Below are 20,009 nucleotides of genomic sequence, written 5' to 3' on the forward strand. Positions count from 1 at the left end.
TTTACAACTTCTCTTTTTTATAATAAGCGATCAAACCATCAATGGGCCGTTTTACAAAATTTCCGGGCTGTAATCCATGTTCTTTTAAACAGTCGCTGATTAATTTTTTGGTGAAAAAGGCAATAGAACCCACAAAATGTATAGGAACTTGCTGGGCTTCTTTATAAATGAGCACCTGGTTTTTTATAAATAAGGCAACTCCGGTTTTAATTAATGTATTGAAATAGGCTTCATCGTGCTTGCAAAGAAAGAGAAATTCGGAAAAAGAGCCTAAATATGCGGTGGGGTTTGGTTTTTTATACAAGTTGACCTTTACGGTATCGGGATCCAAATCGTATTTTTCTTCAAATTCCGAAGCCACTTTTGGGGGCATTTTTTTGTAATAATAATCGCGCAATAATTGTTTTCCGTAGTAATTTCCGCTGGCATCGTCCATCAAGGCATATCCCAATGCTGGTGCTTCGGTGTGTATTTCATGTCCATCAAAATAACAGCAATTGCTGCCGGTGCCCAAAATGGCGACAATCCCCGGGTTTGTGGTTGCAGCATAAACAGCGGCAGCCAAATCTTCTTTTACGGTCACTTTTGCGTTTACAAACAGCTTTTCCAGCACTTCTTGCAACAGCAATCTTGGGGTTTTTGTACCACAACCGGCACCGTAAAAGTCAACGGTTTCCGCTTTTTTGAAAATAGCCTGCAAGGTTTCATTTTCCTCAATTTTTTGAACCATTCCGGCTTGCGGCACAACAGTAGGATTTAACCCAGCGGTACGGGTTTTATCAATAACATCGCCAGACTTGTTTAAAAGAATCCAGTCGCATTTTGTTGAACCGCCGTCAGCTATTAAAACCATACTTACAGTGTTGCAATGTGGGCGGTCAATTCGATCAACTTGGCCGAATAAGCATATTCGTTATCATACCACGCCACCAACTTGAAAAAGTTCTCGTTTAAGGCCATCCCGGCTTCGGCATCAAAAATAGAGGTTCTTGGGTCGCTCACAAAGTCTTGCGATACCACCGCCTTCTCGGTGTAGCCAATTACGCCTTTATACTCGTTTTCTGAAGCTTCTTTAAACAAGGCTTTTACCTCATCGTAACTAGCGCTTTTTTGGGTCCGTACCGTTAGATCCACTACCGAAACATCAGCCGTGGGCACCCTAAATGCCATTCCGGTGAGTTTTCCTTTTAATTCGGGAATTACTTTGGTTACGGCAACGGCTGCCCCAGTAGTTGTGGGGATAATATTTCGCAAGGCATTTCTACCCACGCGGTAGTTCTTTTTTGAAGGCTGATCTACCGTAAACTGTGAAGCAGTTACGGAATGTACGGTGGTCATCAACCCTTCTACAATCCCCAGTTTGTCGTTTATCAATTTGGCCATCGGCGCTAAACAGTTTGTGGTACACGAAGCGTTAGAAACAATGGTGTCTTCGGGTTTAACATCGGTATGGTTTACGCCCAAGACAAACATGGGAACCGATTTTGAAGGTGCTGAAATGATCACTTTTTTGGCGCCACCTTTAAGATGTGCTTCAGCTTTGTCTTTTTCTTTGAAAACGCCGGTACTATCGATCACTAATTCGGCACCAACGGCGTCCCATTTCAGATCTTCCGGATTTTTTTCTGAAGTAACCCGTATGGTCTTTCCATTGACGATTAGATTCTCGTTTTCTACGGAAACAGTGCCAGGGAACCTGCCGTGAACTGAATCGAATTCGAGCAAATACGCCAAGTGGTTTATATCGACTAAGTCGTTTACCGCTACTATTTCTATATCGTCCCGTTGGGAAGCAATTCTAAAGGCTATTCTTCCTATGCGTCCAAAACCGTTTATTCCAATTTTTGTCATATTGTATTTTTCTTTTTTTAAATTCTTTTCCAACAAGATACTAAAGTTATGTGGAAACGATGTCTGCCACGCGCACCAATTCCAGATCGAGTTCGTTGCTGTTTTTAATGGCTTCGGAAAAGGGCACCGTGGTAATTTGGTTATGCGAAATACCGATCATGATGTTGCTCTTGCCGTCTAAAAGGGAATCTACGGCACTTACGCCCAACCTGCTTGCCAGCACCCGATCGTAACAACTAGGTGCCCCACCGCGCTGAATGTGGCCCAAGACCGTGACCCGAACTTCGTATTCGTTGAGGTTTTCTTCAATATAATCGGCCAGTTTAAAAATGTTTTTTCCTATTTGATCGCCTTCAGAAACAACGATGATACTGGATGTCTTACCAGCTTTTTTGCTTCGTTTAAGGGAATCTATCAACCGGTCGCGGCCTAAATTTTCTTCGGGGATCAATATTTCTTCGGCTCCAGCTCCTATACCGGCATTAAGAGCAATACTACCGGCATTCCTGCCCATGACTTCCACCAAAAAGAGGCGGTTGTGCGAGTTTGCAGTATCGCGTATTTTATCGATGGCTTCCACGACGGTGTTTAAAGCCGTATCGTAGCCAATGGTAACATCGGTACCGTAAATATCATTGTCTATTGTTCCTGGAAGACCAACAATGGGAAAGTTGAATTCTTCAATAAAAATCGAAGCACCGGTAAAACTGCCGTCTCCCCCAATGACCACCATGGCATCGATTTGTTCTTTTTGCAGCTGTTGGTAGGCTTTCTCCCTGCCTTCCTTGGTTTTAAAAGCTTTGGACCGCGCAGATTTCAAGAATGTGCCGCCCCTATTGATCATGTTCTTAACAGTACGGGGACCCAATGTTTTGAAATCGCCTTCAATCAATCCTTCAAATCCCCTGAAGACGCCGATGCATTTTATCTTGTGAAATGCACAGGAACGTACTACCGCCCTAATGGCTGCGTTCATGCCTGGGGAATCGCCCCCACTGGTGAGTACTGCTATTTTTTGTATATTCTGGCTCATTTTGGTAAAACTACGTGAATAATGCCATTTAAACAATAGCCCTAAGCCCTTTTGACCGGAAAAATAAGCTGTCAAAAAAATACGTGTATGCACGTATGGTATAAAGCTACAACAAGTAATATCTTTGACAGTGTATTAGTGAATATGTAATTGTATTTTAATTTTTTGTGGGGATAAAAAATTAAGATCGTTACTTCGTAAAGATTTACTAAGTTAGGTTTGTTATTAGCGTCCCGCCGAAAGGTTGGGACGCTTATTTTTATTGTACCTCTAAAATCTACGACATGCAGTTGGGATCTATTTTTTAACCCTGATTTTCAAAATATTGGTTGTTTCTGGACTTACTTTAAACCGGTCATCGGCCCTGTAACCCACTACCCAAATAATTTCTGAATCACTGCAGAGCACCCAGATTTTTTCTTTCGCCACCAAAGATAGCTTTTCATCTTTAAAAAACTTGCTTAACTTCTTCTTCCCTTTCATTCCAAAAGGTTGAAAAACATCTCCTTCACGCCATTTTCTAAGTGTTAGCGGATAGATTAATTTCTTCTCATCCACATAGATTACACTGCTGTCAATAGTTCCTATTCTATCAATAGGGTGAAATTCCATGTGCAATGGACGGCTTATTTCCGAGGTATTTTTTTGTATTAAGATTTCTTTTCGTTCTGTTGTATTGTCCGGTTGGTTTTCATTGGAAGCGATTTTGGTCAACAATAACTCCTCTCTGTCTTTTACCAATCGATGGCTGTTTGAAAAAACCTGCTTTCCGCTTTGTGCATGCAACAAATCTGAAACTGCTGGCCAATCGGTAAAACCAAAAGGATGTAACAATTGGTACAGCACCGCTTTGGTATGGGGTAGTTCCTGTAATTTTTCAATATGAAGGGTGTAGCCATCAACATTTTCGGTTACGGCAAGCTTATAGACCAACGCCATATAGTCTTCTATTAAATCCTGACTGTCTTTTAAATAATTTTGAGTTTTCTGAAAACTCGACAATAGGTTTTCAGTTGCTTTTTTATATTCGGGCAGTACATCGTGGCGCAATTTATTCCGTAGATAATCGGTTGATGTGTTGCTGCTGTCCTCGCGCCATTTTAAATTGTTCTCTTCAGCAAAAGCAACAATATCCGAACGGGAAAATGGCAATAAAGGCCTTATTATCGTTTCGTTTATTTCAGGTATTCCGGTAAAACCTTGCAATCCGCTACCACGGCTTAAATTGATGAAAAACGTTTCCAAGTCATCATCGGCGTGGTGCCCGGTTGCTACGTAATGGTATTTAAAATTTCTCAAAATTTCGGCAAACCATTGATACCGCAGCTCACGGGCAGCCATTTGTGTGGAAAGTTTGTGGTCTTTGGCAAACACCTTGGTATCGAAGGTTTCAACAAAAACCGGAATGGAGAGCTTATCGGCCCAATCTATTACAAAGGTTTCATCGCCATCGCTTTCTTTTCCGCGCAAAGAGAAGTTACAATGGGCCAACCCAATATTGAACCCTAATTTTTTCAGTAAAAAGGAAAGCACCACACTGTCCACGCCCCCGCTGCAAGCGATAAGCAGTTTTTTACCTTTCAGGAATGAAAAGTTGGCATCAATATGGGTTTTGAAAGGTGTGAGCATATTACAGTACGTTTGTTACGATACCCAGTACGACGGCAATGCCAAAACTGAGCATGGTCCCTATTAAAACATATTCGGTTTTCAGGGTTTCTTCGTCCCGATAGCGCAAAATGGATTTGGCGGCGATGAGAAACCCCACCGCTTCGTATTGGTCGATCACGATAAAGGTCAAGGTCAATAGGCGTTCCAAAACACCGATCACTTTTCCTGCATTGGGCAGTTCGTTGTCGCTGGTGACTTCAATTTCAGTAGCGCTGAACACTTCACGAATAAAAATATTGGCGGGTTTTAAGCAAATAAGGTAACTTACAATTAAAAACAGGCCTTTAATATCCAGCGGTGGCTGCCAATAGGTGTCGATTCCTTGAAACTTGGCAACTCCCCAGCACACCGTACCCAAAACGATAATGTGCAGGGCTTGGTCTATAAAAAAAGCATAGCGGCCTATGTGTTTGCTTCGGCTTATATAGGGTTTGCAACCATCTATAATATAATGCAACACCGCTATAATCGCAGCGCCATAGATGAAGCTCCATTGAAATGCCAACAGCCACGAGACCGCAAAAACTATGAGCACATGCCAGACCAACAGGCTACTTTTAAAACCTAAACGATTTTTTTGTTCGGCCATAGTAGTCCATTGAAAAAAGTAGTCGGCCAGTAGATGTGCCAAAAACTGAAGCAATAAAAATGTTGAAAATTCCATAGGGATCATTTAGAAACTGTTTCAGAAAAATCCAGTACAGCCGTTTCAATGGCGTTCCAGCCAACACTTGTGGAATGCCGGTTTACAGCAGACTGGCCAATGCCCAACGCTTTTGCGATGTCGTCTTCTTGTTGGTTCAGTAATTTTAAATACAATACTTCGCACTGCCGGGCGGTCGCTTTTCCCAATAAGGTGTCCAGTAATTCAAAAACGGGTTTGAACCGCTTGTTGAGCTCGTTATTTTCCGAAGCAAAAAACAGGGTGTTTTTAATGATCACCCGTTCTTTGTTGTGTGTTGATTGCCCACTTATTTCGCGACCTGACAAATAAATGGCTTCTCCGTCTATAATGCCTTCTTCGGGCTTGTACCGGCTTAATGGCCCGTAGCCTATTGCCAAGCGCAAACCGTGGGTTTTAAACAAGCGAACGCGGTTTTTATTTTTGGTATAGCTGTTCAGTTCAATAGGGATGGATTTTACAAAACTTTTAATGGCCAGCGCCACCCGCAAACCATCTTTAGGTTTTGGCACCACACATTCTATATAATCGCCTTTTATGATGCGGCCATACACGTTAAATTCCCGTTTCAGGTCTTTCAATAACTTAGCGAGTTCTTTTTCCACCAAATTACGGTCCTTACCGTGCAAACTGGTCGATGAGACGATGTCCCCAGACAAAACAGCGTAGTTCATGAAAATTATTTTTTTATCAAATATACAAAAATATGTGTATTTATAGTCATAAAGTATAATTATGTGCTTTTAAGTACATAAAGTGTAATTATGATGATTAACGCACATAAATGGGGTTTATGAGTGATAAGGTTAGGTTTCCAAAACCGTTCGCATGGCTTGGGCTTTTAGCAAGCATTCCTCGTATTCATTTTCGGGAACCGATTTTGCCGTTATGGCGCCTCCTACCGAGAAGCTAACGTATTTTTTAGCTTCGTTGTATAAAATACTGCGGATGACCACGTTAAAATCGAAATCGCCCGTGGGAGTAAAATAGCCCACTGCTCCGCTGTATAGGCCGCGTTTGGCATCTTCAAGCGTTTCGATTATTTTCATGGCCGAAACTTTTGGGGCACCTGTCATACTACCCATTGGAAAACTGTTTTTAATAATTTCGACCGGGGAAACCGATGCTTTCACTTCGCAACGAATGGTGGAAATCATTTGGTGTACTTGCTCGAAGGTATAGATTTTACAAAGTTCTTCTACCTCAACGGTCCCTTTTTTGGCAATACGGGAAAGGTCGTTTCGCACCAAATCGGTTATCATGATGTTTTCGCTGCGTTCTTTGGGATCGTTCTGTAATGCTTCTGCCATTTTTTGGTCTTCGGAAGGATTTGGCAACCGCTTGGCCGTCCCTTTAATAGGTTGGGAAATCACTGTATTGCCTGTTTTTTTTAAATACCGTTCAGGCGAAGCCGATAGGGCGTACAACTGGGAAAGCTTTAAAAAAGTGGCGAAAGGCGGACGGGAAATCTCGTTTAAATGAAAAAAAGTGGACAAGGGATCGATCCCGGTAGCTTCGGCGTAAAATTCTTGACAGAAATTGGCTTCGTAGATGTCGCCGCGTTCTATGTGTTTCAACATACGGCCTACTTTCTCAAAATAGTCATCTTTAGTTGTTCGTAACCTGATTTTCACTGAATCATTTGTGTTGATTGCTTCAGGAACTGTTGTATTTTCAATGGTTTCCCAATCACTTTCCAGTTCGTCACTAACCACGTTCAAATACTGAATTTCCACTTCCGTTTCAGAAAAAAAGAAAATTTTTTTAGGCTGAAAAAACTGTAAATCGGGAAAAGCCAACCCATCATCATTGGAAGAGGAAAGGTTCTCCACATCATTTTTCAAATCGTAGGTCAAATAACCGAAAATCCAGTCTTTTGCAGTACGTTGGTATTCTTCCAGTTTTTCAAAAGCGTTAAAGTGATCGGTCCGGATGGAAGTAAACGCATCGACGGCCAAAATTGCCTGATAGCTGCTGTGGTTGGCCTCAAAGCTGTTGCTGTCCATCCAAGCCACTTCTTCAAACTGTTGTGCCCAAGTAAGGATGCGGACTTTTACATCGGGCAAAGAAGCAATGGATTTTTTTTTAACGACTCGCATCGAGGGTGGATTTACGGTAATTGAAGTACAAACATAGCATTTAGAACGCAAAAAACCATTCCGTAGCTTCTGGAATGGTTTTTAATGTAACTAATTTATAAAAAACAGATTACGTATGTATCGGTCTGTTTTCAGTTGCAGCCAATGCCGCTTCTTTAACCGCTTCTGCATACGTTGGATGCGCGTGGCTCATACGGGCAATATCTTCTGCGCTGGCCCTGTATTCCATGGCCGTTACGGCTTCGGCTATTAAATCGGCTGCGCGGGCACCTACCATGTGAACGCCCAACACCTCATCGGTTTCCTTATCGGCCAAGATTTTTATAAATCCGTCAGTATCGCCGCTGGCCCGGCTTCTTCCCAGTGCACGCATCGGGAACTGGCCGCTTTTATATTCAACCTTATCTTCTTTTAACTGTTCTTCGGTTTTTCCTACCGAAGCCACTTCTGGCCACGTATAGACCACACTTGGGATAAGGTTATAATTGATGTGCGGTTTTTGGTCGGCCAGTTGTTCGGCCACCAGCGTTCCTTCTTCCGAAGCTTTATGCGCCAACATGGCACCTTTTACCACATCGCCAATGGCATAGATGTTTTTCACGTTGGTCTGTAAATGCTCGTTGACCTCAATCTGGCCTTTTTCATTTACTTTTACCCCAGCGTTTTCTGCTTTTAAACCATCGGTATAGGGTCTTCTTCCTACTGAAACCAAGCAGTAATCACCAGTAAAAGTTACTTCTTTGTCTTTTTTATCGGTTGCAGTGATGGTTACCTCGTCTTTTTTTCTTTCTACTGCGGAAACTTTATGCGATACATAAAATTTCACACCTTGTTTTTTCATCACCTTGGTCAATTCTTTGCTTTGTGCTTTGTCCATCGTAGGTATGATGCGGTCCATATATTCCACCACGGAAACCTCGGCACCCAAACGGCGATATACTTGACCCAGTTCCAGCCCAATGACGCCACCGCCTATAACGACCATGTGTTTTGGGATTTCTTTTAAAACCAATGCTTCGGTCGAGGTAATGATGCGTTCTTTATCCAATTCAATAAAAGGAAGGGTCGCGGGCTTGCTTCCGGTGGCGATAATGGTGTTTTTTGCTTCGATGGTTTTGTCACCATCATCGGAAGAAATTACAATATGGGTTTCATCTTTAAAAGAACCTACACCGGTAAATACGTCGATTTTGTTTTTGTTCATCAAGAAATCGATCCCTTTGGTGGTTTGTTCCACTACGGAAGCTTTACGATCGATCATTTTTTTGAAGTTGATTTTTACATCGCCAGGAAGTTCGATCCCGTGGTCTTCAAAATGTTTGACGGTTTCCTCGTAATGGTGCGAAGAGTCCAGTAACGCTTTACTGGGGATACAGCCCACATTAAGACAGGTGCCCCCAAGGGTATTATATTTTTCGATTATTGCGGTTTTCATCCCGAGCTGTGCGCAGCGAATGGCGGCAACATATCCTCCAGGACCAGAACCGATAACGGCAACATCGTATTTTGACATAATCTGTGGTTTTAATTTTGAAGGGACAAAGGTACGATAGTCTACTATAGTTTGAAAATTTAAGGGTTCAAAAATTTGTGGAGCCAAGAAGTATAAACCGTGGAACGGAACATCAAAGGGTTTCTATTTGCCACTTTTTATTTTATTCAAGACATACTGTAATTCTGAATCGATTCCCGCTTCCCTATCTTTGCGTGTGGGGGTGATTTCTACATCGGGCTTTACGCCATAACCATCGGGTGCTGTTTTATACGGTGCTTCAAGTTGCATGATCCCCATCCTGAGCCTTACCTTGGTATTGGGCAGCTCGTAATTCCTGAAAAGCCCAGCAACCGTGCCATTGTAGGCGCCACCCGTTTCCTGCCCTATAAATGTTGCCCTATCTGTAGCTTTTAGGTGTGTGGATAAAATGGAGGATGCTGAAAAGGAGTTTCCGTTAATCAACACATAAACAGCTCCTTTATAAGTGTTTTCTTTGGGTTTTTGCGTGTTGGTGTATTTCCAGCGGTAGTAGATTTTTTCTTCTTGTTTTTCGGTTTTTATAAGGTTATGCACTGCGATGAAGGGTGAAAAAACAACCCCCAATCCCTTTAGAAACCAGGAGTTGCCATTCGCAAACAAAAAATTCAGGAACGGTAGCCTATTGGTTACTTCACTTTTATTGATAAATTGATATTCCTCATCGGTCAAATAGCCGTAAAGTTCATTTATTTCGGCGAGTCTTCCACCACCGTTGTCGCGAAGGTCTATAATAAGGTGTTTGGTTCCTACCGCGTCCATAGCCGCAAAGCTTTCTTCATAAAAATCGTCATAACTACCATTGGTAAAGCCCCGTATTTTCATATAGGCCACCGTACTATCGCTATCCATAAATTTAAAAATGCGCGTAAACTCGTCCTTTTCTTTAATGTATCCGTATTTATCATTTAGTTTTCTTTTTTCCCTACGGGCAATGCGGGCGGCTTTTCGCTCTTCACGGGTCATTCGCTGTTTTTTTGAATTAGCCGTACTGTCTTTTTCAGCTTTATCTTTTGGGGCTATCCAATGAAACGTTTTGTTAAAAACCGAATCTGTGTTCTTGAACGTTACTTTTAAACTATCGACAAATCCTTGGTTTTTTCGGTAAAATTTAGGAAATCGTGACCCCACCATCCCCTCAAAAAGCGTTGTGTTATACCCATCGCTTGCAATCAAGGTGTTGTATTTTTCTATAAGGAATTTGGGGTGCGCTCCACCAACGGCAACCACTTCGGCACCTACCAAGGCGGAGTCTTTTTCATTCGCATCGATGACCCACAGTTTGTCGTTCAAATACTCAAAATCCATGGCGTTGAACGCAAATTTTTTATCCCGGAATTTTTTACGTGCTTTCCGTTTTCTTTTTATGTATGGCGGACTCACACTGATGTGGCCTTGATGCACGTGGGTCACGACTTGTGCCAGCTTTTCATAGAATTCCCGGCTGGTCAATGGCGTTTTAATAGCTTGTTTTAAGCTGTCAAACTTAAAGTCCAGTGTTTCTTTTGCCGTGTATTGATAGAGTTTTGGGTGATATTTTTTAAGCTGGGCATAAGCAATATCGACATCTTCGCGCAGTTCGGAAACCGTATGGTTTTTTGAAATTTGTTTATTGTATTTTTTGACACTTGCACAGGAGGTTGCCAGTATGAGCCCAGCAATTAAAAAGGCTGGTCTTATTAAAAGAAAGGTTTTGGTCATGTAGATTTTATTGATCGGTACATCAAAAATAGCCTTTTGTTTGAAAAAGCACGCAGCAGCCCCAATATTCTTCACGGTATTTATAAAAGCTATCGAGCCATAACCATAAGTAGTACCCAAACTCCGCCAATTTATACGCTAAGTTGCGTTGTATTCTTCACTTCACTAATGCTAAAGGAACTCTGTGTGCTCCCAATGTGTTTGATAGTCGTGAGCTTGTTGACCATAAACGACCGAAATTGCTTAATATCTTTCACAACCACTTTTAATAAATAATCATAATCGCCGCTTACATGAAAACACTCCAAAACCTCGTCAAGACTGGTGACTTCTTCTTCAAATTTTGTCAAGTAGTCTTGGGCGTGCTGCACCAGTTTTATGTGGCAGAACACGGTAAAGCCCTTGTTTACCTTTTCTTTATCCAATAAAGCCACGTACTTGGTAATCACTCCTTCCCGTTCCAGTTTTTTAATGCGTTCATATACAGCTGTTACCGAAAGGTTCAGTTGCAAGGCAAGTTGTTTATTGGTTTGTTTAGCGTTTTGCTGAAGCAATTGCAGCAAGGCTTTGTCTTTTTTGTCTAACATATTATCTGAAAAATTTTCTGAAACATACTGAAATTAATGAATATTTCAGCAATAAAAACTGTAATTATTTATTTGAACTGTTTTATATTCTGAATATTAAACTAACTATTGATAAATTGTCTAACTACTACTACTTTTGAAGAAATTAACACGTAATTATATACTAAAAACATACCACCATGGCCAATTCTAACGATTTCAATCCGGCAGACAACATTCAAGACCTCCAGTATTTTGGGGAATTTGGAGGGGTGAACCCTTCCATCTCCGATTCTTCGACCTACACCTTCCTTTCAGCCAAAACCATGTTCGATACCTTTGAAGGCGATGCAGAAGGCTGTTACTTATACTCCCGTCATTCTTCGCCTTCAAATTTATATCTCGGTGAAGCTTTGGCCGCTATGGAAGGTACCGAGACGGCTAATGTCGCCGCAACCGGTATGGGCGCCATTGTACCGGCACTCTTACAATTGTGCTGCGCCGGTGACCACATAGTTTCCAGTAGGACCATTTACGGCGGAACCTACGCCTTCCTAAAGAATTTTGCCCCAAAGCTGAACATCAATACTGCTTTTGTCGATATTACCGATATCGATAAAGTAGAAGCGGCCATCACCAAAAACACCAAAGTGATTTTTTGTGAAACGGTAAGCAATCCGTTACTGGAAGTAGCCGATATCGCCGAACTTTCCAAACTTGCTAAAAAACACGGTGTAAAATTATTGGTGGACAATACCTTCTCCCCGCTTTCTGTTTCACCTGCAAAATTTGGGGCCGATGTAGTGCTGCACAGTTTGACCAAGTTCATTAACGGTAGCAGCGATACCATGGGCGGTGTTATGTGCGGTACACAAGAGTTTATAGACGAACTGAGGAACGTAAACGATGGTGCCAGTATGTTGATGGGAGCCTCGATGGACAGCATGCGTGCTGCGTCCATCCTTAAAAATTTGCGCACCTTGCACATTCGGGTGAAACAGCACAGTAAAAACGCGATGTACTTGGCCGAAAAATTTCAAAATGATGGACTAAAAACCGTGTATCCAGGATTGGCCTCGCACCCCAGCCATGAGAAATTCAAAAAAATGATGAATGCCGAATACGGTTATGGCGGTATGTTGACGGTTGATGTTGGGAATTTGGACAAAGCCAACGAACTGATGGAATTGATGCAAGAACGCAATTTGGGTTATTTGGCAGTAAGTTTAGGATTTTATAAAACTTTGTTCAGTGCGCCGGGAACCTCAACCTCTTCAGAAATTCCCGAAGAAGAACAAGCCGAAATGGGCCTCACCGACGGATTGATCCGGTTTTCAATTGGCTTGGACAATAACATAGAACGTACGTATAAAATGATGCGGGAATGTATGTTAAAGGTTGGGGTTTTGTAGGACTTCCTAAATATAATTTTATCTAAAAGCGAACGTAGTTTTATACTAACGTTCGCTTTTTCATTTGCATACCTTTTAACAAAATCGTAACATTACACATCAAAAAACTAAACCCAATTTAATGGACAGCCAAAACATCGAACCAAGAGAACCTCAAGATGAACACATTGTAGAAAACAAAGAATTGAATATCTGGGAAGCGTTAATCCCTGTGGTGGCCCTCATTATTATGCTGTTCTATAACGTATTCTATGCGTATGGCGACGATGCTTTGAGCGGAAGCAACCAGTTTATATTATTGATGGGCGCTGCCGTTGCCGCCATAGTCGGGGCGTTTAACAAGGTGAAGTTCAGCCAGATGGTGGAAGAGGTTTCAGAAAACGTAAAATCGACCACCGGGGCTATTTTAATCCTTTTGTTTGTCGGTTCCTTGGCCGGTACTTGGATGATTAGCGGGGTGATCCCCACCATGATTTATTACGGTCTCCAAGTGCTAAACCCAACCATATTTTTAGCCTCTTGCGTCATTATTTGTGCGGTCATTTCCATCGCGACAGGAAGTAGCTGGACCACGTCTGCCACTGTGGGCATTGCGCTGATAGGAATAGCGGGGGCACTGGGCATTTCTTTAGGTATGACAGCCGGCGCTATACTTTCTGGGGCTTATTTTGGAGATAAGCTTTCCCCATTGAGCGACACCACCAACTTAGCGCCAGCTATGGCCGGTACCGACCTGTTTACCCACATTCGCTATATGACGTTTACCACGGTGCCTACCATTGCCATAACCATTATCGTTTTTATCATCATTGGCTTGGGCCTAGATCCCAAAGGAGCCGTGGATACGGAAGCGATATTGACCTCCATAGAAGCTTCGTTTACGATAAGTCCTTGGTTGTTTGTAGTTCCCCTTTTGGTCATTGTGATGATCATAAAAAAAACACCCCCGCTTATTGCATTGCTTGCCGGTACGCTATTGGGAGCATTGGCAGCCCTCATTTTTCAACCAAATATCGTGGCTACCATTGGCGGTAGCGACACCCTCACGTTTGCCAGCGGATACAAAGGTATTATGGATGCCATTACCGTTGATACAGCAGTAGCTACCGAAAATGAAGCCTTGAGCGATTTGTTTTCGGCCGGCGGCATGTACGGCATGCTGGGGACCATCTGGCTTATTATCTGTGCTATGGTCTTTGGCGGTGTCATGGACGCTATTGGAGCACTGGCCGCTATAAGCAAAGCACTGTTAAAATTGTTCCATACCACTTTTGGACTGTTTGCAAGCACGGTAGCCAGCTGTTTGGCATTGAACCTTACGGCATCGGACCAATACTTAGCTATCGTTGTTCCCGGAAAAATGTATGCCAAGGCGTATAAAGACAAAGGCTTGGCGCCGGAAAACCTTTCCCGGACGTTGGAAGACAGCGGTACGGTAACGTCGGTGCTCGTCCCGTGGAACACTTGCGGAGCCTATCACTCCAAAGTATTGGGCGTGGGCGTGGGCGAATTTTTCTTCTTTGCTATCTTTAACTGGCTCAGCCCATTTATGACGCTTTTATTTGCAGCGTTCCGCATAAAAATAAGAATGCTCACCCAAGCCAAAAGCGCCTAAAACCACAGTGCTTACAGGTTCTAAAATATTTTCTTATAGTTTTATAGTACAACTATTTGTTTTGTCTATACTAAAATAGAATTTTACGTTTTCATTTAGAAAATTAAGCGGTTAATTATCCTATTTTTGTGGGTGAAATAAAACGATAACCCTTAAAAATAAATAGATATGTCATTAGTAGGAAAACAATTCCCAAACATTACAGTAGATGCCATGGACGAGATGGGCGACACCCTTCAGATAAACGTTCTGGAAGAAGCTAAAAAGAACAATAAAAAAGTAGTGTTGTTCTGGTACCCAAAAGATTTCACGTATGTATGCCCTACTGAAATCCACAAATTTCAAGAAGCTTTAAAACAATTTGAAGACAGGAACACAATGGTAATAGGTGCTTCTTGCGATACGCCCGAAGTGCATTTTGCGTGGTTAAACACACCAAAGGACGATGGCGGAATTGAAGGTGTTACCTATCCGTTGTTGGCAGACACCAACCGCAACCTTTCCAGCGCCTTGGGCATTTTGGACATTGAAGGAGAAGATTATGACGAAGAAAACGACCGCATCACCTTAAAAGGTTCTTACGTAACCTACCGTGCCACTTACCTTATTGATGAAGAAGGTAAAATCTTCCACGAGAGCGTTAATGATATGCCATTGGGCCGTAACGTAAACGAATACATTAGATTGGTTGACGCTTACACCCACGTTCAGGAAAAAGGCGAAGTGTGCCCTGCAAACTGGGAAGAAGGTAAAGAAGCGATGTCAGCTTCCCGCGAAGGTGTTGCTACATACTTACAAAACTAAATAACATGTTAGTAGAACTTAAAGAAGACAGCCTGAAACAACTGGTTGAAGAAGAGCAAAACGTCATCGTACAGTACGCCGCATCTTGGTGTGGAAACTGTAGGCTGATGAAGCCGAAATTTAAAAAACTTTCCAATGAAGTGGAAAACTTTAAATTCGTGCTTGTCGATGCAGAAAAATTCCCGGAAAGCCGGAAAATGGCCACCGTGGACAACCTGCCGACTTTTGCCACCTTCAAAGACGGAAAATTTGTGAACCAGGTTCAAACCAACAAGTTTGATCCTTTAAAGTCATTAGTAGATGAAGTTACCAGTAATTAGGCACTTACAGCGCAACAACTCCACCGCGCAGATAGAGAACTGCATTGAAGTATTGGAGTCCTTTAGCGAATACAATCGTATAAGTGATGAAGAACTAAATGTGGTTGGCGAATTGATCACCAACCTTTGTGGCGCCGTGGAAGTACATAAAATGATCGAAGACGGAATGCCGGAACGCGATGCCGCTAACGCTTTTGCACAAAAAGTGATCGGATCCATAGACCGGTAGCACGTAATAAGTATTAATTTCCAGTCCCCCGTAATTTTGGTTGCGGGGGATTTTTTTTAACACCTTGAAATGTTATGATTACTTTTAGAAACTTCTCCAAAAGGTTGTGTAAATTTATACGTCAAATTAAAAAAACTTAGAAAATGGCTCACATTACATTAGGCGGAAACCAAGTGGAAACCTCTGGCACGTTACCTCAAAAAGGAGATAAAGTACCCAACTTCAAGTTGACCGATCGAGACATGGCGACCAAAACCCTTGAAGACTTCAAAGGGAAGCGGTTGGTGTTAAACATATTTCCAAGCATTGATACCGATGTATGTGCTACTTCGGTAAGAAAATTCAACGAAAAGGCAACCGGATTAAAAAATACCGAGGTATTGTGCATTTCGCGGGACCTGCCTTTTGCCCAAAAACGCTTTGCCAGCGATGAGGGCATTGAAAACGTCACCAACCTTTCAGACTTCAAGACCGGAAACTTTGGGAAGGAATATGGTTTGGAAATGATCAGTGGTCCTTTGGAGGGGCTCCATTCCAGGGCCGTTATTGTGCTGGATAAAGACCGAACCGTCATCCACTCGCAACAAGTTCCCGAAATTGGCGAAGAACCCGATTATCTTTCAGCTTTAAAGCCATTGTTATAGTATGTGGAATTCCTTTCTTGGCAAACGCCTAAAAGGAGCGGGATACGCTACAAAAGGCGCTTGGACACTCTTAAAAAAGGAGCCCAGCATCCAAGTACAGGCCTTTATAGCCGTAGTCATGACCGTTGCCGGTTTTTATTTCAACATTTCTTCTACCGAATGGATGCTCCAAATCTTCGCCATCGCACTTGTTATGAGCATGGAAGGGCTCAACACGGCCGTGGAGGAAATTGCCGATTTTGTCCACCCCGACCATCACAGCAAAATAGGCCTTATAAAAGACGTTGCCGCCGGGGCGGTTTTCTTTGCCGCGATTGGTGCGGTGGTTGTAGGGTGCATCATTTATATTCCGAAATTTTAGGTTCAGTTTTTACCTTCTATTTGAGAGATGCCTTCGTGCTATCGATTTTCTATTATTCTGTTACGGAAAAAATTATATATGCCGTATTTCTATTTAGCCCCATGGCTCTCTCTACTTTTAAATTGCTTAAAATAGCTGATTTTAGTATCAGAAATGATCCAGAACACAACTGAAAATCTCAACAGTTTTACAAAAAACAGAATACCACCCAAACGGGTAATTGACTGGTTAAGTGTTTGATTGTAAGTTTATTCCCAAAAAAAATAATTACGTAACTTTACTTTACCAAATAAGTTGATTATGAAATTAAACACCCTTTTTCTGTTCTTGTTTGCTTTGGTATTATCTACAAACGCACAAGTAGAACAAGCTTCCGAAACCCCCTCGCCCATTATTTTTATCTACGATGCCAGTGGCTCTATGTGGGGCCAAATGGAAGGTAAGACCAAAATGGAAATTGCCGCAACCGTTCTTTCTGAATCCATTGGTGATTTTTCCGAAGATCAAAAAATTGGGCTCGTGGCTTATGGGCACCGCAAAAAAGGCGACTGTCGCGATGTGGAAACGTTGCTTCCTATGAGCAATACTTCAAAAAGTAGTGTTTCTTCAACAGTAAAAAGCATTAAACCGCTCGGTAAAACGCCCCTTGCCTATTCGGCCACCACCGTGATCGACCAACTTCGGAAAAATAAAGAAAAAGCCACCATTGTTTTAATCACCGACGGCATTGAATCTTGCGACGGAAATATCTGTGACGTCGTAACTAAAGCAAAAAAAGAAGGCATCGATTTCAAGTTACATATTGTAGGATTCGGATTGAAAAACAGTGAGACCGAACAGCTAAAATGCGCCGCAAAAGCAGGCGAAGGCAATTATTACGATGCAGCCGATGCCAGCGGGTTAGGCGACGCCATGAGTGAAGTAGCCTCACAAACCATTGATAAAGAAGAGGGTAATTTTGGTGTATATGCCATTAAAAATGACCAACCAATAGATGCATGGGTTTTAGCCTATAAAGCTGGAACGAAAGAAAAAGTAAATGCGTTGCGCACCTATGGGGAGACACGCTATATGTTCTTGCCGGCAGGAAAATATGATCTTCTTGTAAGGCCGATGTCCAGTAACGTTCAAGAGATCACGGTTACAAACGTAGAAAGTTTTGAAGATAAAAAAACAGAACGTACCATTAGTTTTGATGGAGGAAAAATAGCATCGACCACTACTAATAATGGTAAAGGTTGGGACAGTACCGTGAAAATCAAGGATAAAGATGGTAAAGTAGTGGCAGGTGGCCGCACTTATGGGAGGGTTAAAGAACTTGAGGTGAACCCAGGTATATACACAGTTGAATTTCAAGCATTGGCTATGAAAGGCCTCAATACTTTTCAAAAATTGGAAAATGTAGCCGTTGCTGCTGGTGAGGTCATTGAATTAGCACATAATTTCAATACTGGAACTTTTTTTATAGACGCCAAGGTTGGAGATAAGTCAATCGATACTATGGTATCCGTAAAAGAAAAAAACACAGGAAAAGCGGTAGATGGGAGCCGTACTTACGATCGCGGAGCAGAATTTCTACTCAATCCTGCGACCTATACGGTAAAAGTGACCCCATTGGGAAGTTATAAAGATCGAAAATCACAAAGTTTCACCATTGAAGTGAAAACTGGGGAATCCATAACCAAGACATTGAACTTTTAAAAAATGAATGTTGCCATGGTGCCAAACGTATCTTTTTTAATTGTTTTGTCCTTACTTGTTTTGCAAGTACCACCCGTTACAGGGCAGCAGTTGAATAATTTAGGCGAAGGTTTTTTCACCCCCAAAACGGATGTTGTTGAAACACTTTACCTATACGATATTCCCAACAGCAGGCAAAATAGGCAGCCAAAACCAGTGGACAGTATCACCTTTGTAAAACGGTACGCAGCACACGTTGATGCTATTGGTTATGCACCAGATAACTTTATGCCTTTTAAAGAAAAATTGGACTACGGGGTGTTTTTGATAAAAGTAAAGCGGTTAGGGCGCGATTACCATGAAATAATTATTAATGAAGAAACAGGTAAAACGGCCTACGTAAGTGCTTTGCAAGGAGATTTTATCTCGTGGGGGCAATTTTTCCTCAATTGCCATTCGGTTGAATTTATCGACAATAACCAAAAAGTATTTGATAATCCTATGATTAAATCAGCCGGGAGAGTAGTCAGCCCAGCAAATTTCAGGGTGCGTTATGTGATGGGCGATTGGATGGAAGTTGAAATTTTGGCAGGCGATTACAACACCGTAAAAAGAAAAGGATGGATACGCTGGAGAAAAGACGGAAAACTATTGGTAAACTATAACCTGTTCGCCTAAAATCTCATGCTTGGCTTCCGACTGAGGCAGGCCTCACGTCTAAATACCATATTTAAACCATGAAAAAATTCTTTAAACCAGCTCGTATAGCATTCTACTTGTTAATGCTGCTCACCTTCTTCTTTGTTGGTCTTTACTATGCTGGGTGGATAGACGCGGGCAAGGGACAAGGATTGGCAGGAGGCGCTATTGTTTTAGGCTATGGTGTTTTATTTGGTGGCATAGCGTTTATCGCCTCATTTTTTATTGCTTTTTATAGTAAGCTCAAACTTATCATTCGTTTTAACTGGGTGCTTCTTTTATTACTTGTAATCGCTTATGGTATCACCCATTACCGTTATTTACAACGTAAAAAACCCAAAGAAGCACAACCTAATTTTAAGAAAACACCGACTCCCAAAACAAAAGCCGAGCCCACAGCTATGTTAAATTTCACTGATACAGCAAATTATAGTAATTCTGAAGAAAACGATATAGGCCTCGGTTTTTTTAAACCCAATTTTTTTGAACATCCAACACTTTATTTCTACGGAAATATCACACAAGGAAAAACAGTTCTGCAGCACGCACCACAAGACAGCTTGGCGTTAGGGCGCGACCAATTTGGTGATTTCAAACTCATTTCTGCTCCACCCTATTTGTGGCCAGAAGCGATGAACCAACAATTCGGTATTTTTTACTTTAAAGTAATAACCGTAGGGCGAGAATTTATAGAAGTGGAAGTGAATTCAAAAAATGGACAAACCGCTTCCATGAATAAAAATCAAGGTACGCTGCTGTTTTGGCCTGAGTTTTTATTGACCACCAATACCATATCTTTTGTTTCAGGTAAAGAACAAACCCCAAAAATAAAACCATTAGCTAATGCAAGCAAAGTAAACATCTCTTTTGCAAATATGAAGGTAATTAAAGTAACCCAAAATTGGCTTAAAGTTGACTTACAAAGCAAGGATAACCGTACCTTGGCCACAGGATGGATACAGTGGAGCGATAACAACCAAATTTTAATAAACTATACCCTACCCAACATTCAACCGTCACCTTAAACTTGGCAAGGTTTCATTTCGGCATTTATAAAATTTTATGTAGTTTGTCACGTTCTATATTGTATTTTTGCTGAAAAGACAACCTA

Annotated in this window: 20 protein-coding genes; 10 read left to right on the top strand and 10 right to left on the bottom strand. The window is 41.9% G+C overall.

Going from position 1 to position 20,009, the window contains the following annotated elements; genetic code table 11:
* Position 1 precedes the first annotated feature (1 nt).
* From DDV96_RS05405 to DDV96_RS05450, 10 genes are all read right to left on the bottom strand, one after another.
* The gene (locus tag DDV96_RS05405; protein WP_116693737.1) at positions 2 to 853 is read right to left on the bottom strand and encodes a BadF/BadG/BcrA/BcrD ATPase family protein; all 852 of its coding nucleotides are present in this window, start codon (positions 851 to 853) and stop codon (positions 2 to 4) included.
* A gap of 2 nt (positions 854 to 855) precedes the next feature.
* Positions 856 to 1,851, bottom strand: a complete 996-nt coding sequence (gene gap / locus DDV96_RS05410; protein ID WP_116693738.1) for a type I glyceraldehyde-3-phosphate dehydrogenase — start codon at positions 1,849 to 1,851, stop codon at positions 856 to 858.
* 46 nt (positions 1,852 to 1,897) lie between these two features.
* Positions 1,898 to 2,884: a 6-phosphofructokinase gene (gene pfkA / locus DDV96_RS05415; protein WP_116693929.1), complete on the bottom strand. Its 987-nt coding sequence runs from the start codon at positions 2,882 to 2,884 to the stop codon at positions 1,898 to 1,900.
* Between the two features lie 297 nt (positions 2,885 to 3,181).
* On the bottom strand, positions 3,182 to 4,513 hold the full coding sequence (tilS, locus tag DDV96_RS05420) for a tRNA lysidine(34) synthetase TilS (RefSeq protein ID WP_116693739.1): 1,332 nt from the start codon (positions 4,511 to 4,513) through the stop codon (positions 3,182 to 3,184).
* Position 4,514: 1 nt separating this feature from the next.
* Positions 4,515 to 5,219 carry a DUF3307 domain-containing protein gene (locus DDV96_RS05425; RefSeq protein ID WP_116693930.1) on the bottom strand — a complete coding sequence of 235 codons (705 nt, stop codon included), beginning with the start codon at positions 5,217 to 5,219 and terminating at the stop codon, positions 4,515 to 4,517.
* 5 nt (positions 5,220 to 5,224) lie between these two features.
* Positions 5,225 to 5,911, bottom strand: a complete 687-nt coding sequence (locus DDV96_RS05430; protein ID WP_116693740.1) for a fumarate hydratase — start codon at positions 5,909 to 5,911, stop codon at positions 5,225 to 5,227.
* A 132-nt stretch (positions 5,912 to 6,043) separates the two neighbouring features.
* Entirely contained in the window at positions 6,044 to 7,336 is a 1,293-nt protein-coding gene (pabB, locus tag DDV96_RS05435; RefSeq protein WP_116693741.1) for an aminodeoxychorismate synthase component I, read from the bottom strand.
* 109 nt (positions 7,337 to 7,445) lie between these two features.
* Positions 7,446 to 8,849, bottom strand: coding sequence for a dihydrolipoyl dehydrogenase (gene lpdA / locus DDV96_RS05440; protein ID WP_116693742.1), 1,404 nt, complete (start codon positions 8,847 to 8,849; stop codon positions 7,446 to 7,448).
* 123 nt (positions 8,850 to 8,972) lie between these two features.
* A complete protein-coding gene (locus DDV96_RS05445) occupies positions 8,973 to 10,688 on the bottom strand; it encodes a S41 family peptidase (RefSeq protein ID WP_240607679.1) in 1,716 nt (571 codons plus the stop codon).
* Between the two features lie 11 nt (positions 10,689 to 10,699).
* Positions 10,700 to 11,155 (bottom strand): Lrp/AsnC family transcriptional regulator, encoded by a 456-nt coding sequence (locus DDV96_RS05450; RefSeq protein ID WP_116693743.1) that lies wholly within the window; start codon positions 11,153 to 11,155, stop codon positions 10,700 to 10,702.
* A 179-nt stretch (positions 11,156 to 11,334) separates the two neighbouring features.
* On the opposite strand from DDV96_RS05450, the gene DDV96_RS05455 reads away from it, so the two are divergent.
* The 10 genes from DDV96_RS05455 (at position 11,335) to DDV96_RS05500 (ending at position 19,923) form a co-directional block, all read left to right on the top strand.
* The gene (locus tag DDV96_RS05455; RefSeq protein WP_116693744.1) at positions 11,335 to 12,546 is read left to right on the top strand and encodes an aminotransferase class I/II-fold pyridoxal phosphate-dependent enzyme; all 1,212 of its coding nucleotides are present in this window, start codon (positions 11,335 to 11,337) and stop codon (positions 12,544 to 12,546) included.
* A 121-nt stretch (positions 12,547 to 12,667) separates the two neighbouring features.
* Positions 12,668 to 14,161 carry a Na+/H+ antiporter NhaC gene (gene nhaC, locus DDV96_RS05460; RefSeq protein WP_116693745.1) on the top strand — a complete coding sequence of 498 codons (1,494 nt, stop codon included), beginning with the start codon at positions 12,668 to 12,670 and terminating at the stop codon, positions 14,159 to 14,161.
* A 168-nt stretch (positions 14,162 to 14,329) separates the two neighbouring features.
* Entirely contained in the window at positions 14,330 to 14,965 is a 636-nt protein-coding gene (locus tag DDV96_RS05465) for a peroxiredoxin (RefSeq protein WP_116693746.1), read from the top strand.
* Positions 14,966 to 14,970: 5 nt separating this feature from the next.
* Positions 14,971 to 15,285, top strand: coding sequence for a thioredoxin family protein (locus DDV96_RS05470; RefSeq protein ID WP_116693747.1), 315 nt, complete (start codon positions 14,971 to 14,973; stop codon positions 15,283 to 15,285).
* Positions 15,266 to 15,514, top strand: a complete 249-nt coding sequence (locus DDV96_RS05475) for a DUF6952 family protein (protein WP_116693748.1) — start codon at positions 15,266 to 15,268, stop codon at positions 15,512 to 15,514. Before DDV96_RS05470 ends, DDV96_RS05475 begins: the two co-directional genes overlap by 20 nt.
* A gap of 143 nt (positions 15,515 to 15,657) precedes the next feature.
* Positions 15,658 to 16,158: a thiol peroxidase gene (tpx, locus tag DDV96_RS05480; RefSeq protein WP_116693749.1), complete on the top strand. Its 501-nt coding sequence runs from the start codon at positions 15,658 to 15,660 to the stop codon at positions 16,156 to 16,158.
* A gap of 1 nt (position 16,159) precedes the next feature.
* Entirely contained in the window at positions 16,160 to 16,519 is a 360-nt protein-coding gene (locus DDV96_RS05485; RefSeq protein ID WP_116693750.1) for a diacylglycerol kinase, read from the top strand.
* Positions 16,520 to 16,819: 300 nt separating this feature from the next.
* Positions 16,820 to 18,220: a vWA domain-containing protein gene (locus tag DDV96_RS05490; RefSeq protein ID WP_116693751.1), complete on the top strand. Its 1,401-nt coding sequence runs from the start codon at positions 16,820 to 16,822 to the stop codon at positions 18,218 to 18,220.
* A gap of 3 nt (positions 18,221 to 18,223) precedes the next feature.
* The gene (locus DDV96_RS05495) at positions 18,224 to 18,877 is read left to right on the top strand and encodes a hypothetical protein (RefSeq protein ID WP_116693752.1); all 654 of its coding nucleotides are present in this window, start codon (positions 18,224 to 18,226) and stop codon (positions 18,875 to 18,877) included.
* A 59-nt stretch (positions 18,878 to 18,936) separates the two neighbouring features.
* A complete protein-coding gene (locus tag DDV96_RS05500) occupies positions 18,937 to 19,923 on the top strand; it encodes a hypothetical protein (protein ID WP_133240816.1) in 987 nt (328 codons plus the stop codon).
* Positions 19,924 to 20,009 lie beyond the last annotated feature (86 nt).

This window comes from Marixanthomonas spongiae, from assembly GCF_003095375.1.
Lineage (GTDB): Bacteria > Bacteroidota > Bacteroidia > Flavobacteriales > Flavobacteriaceae > Marixanthomonas > Marixanthomonas spongiae.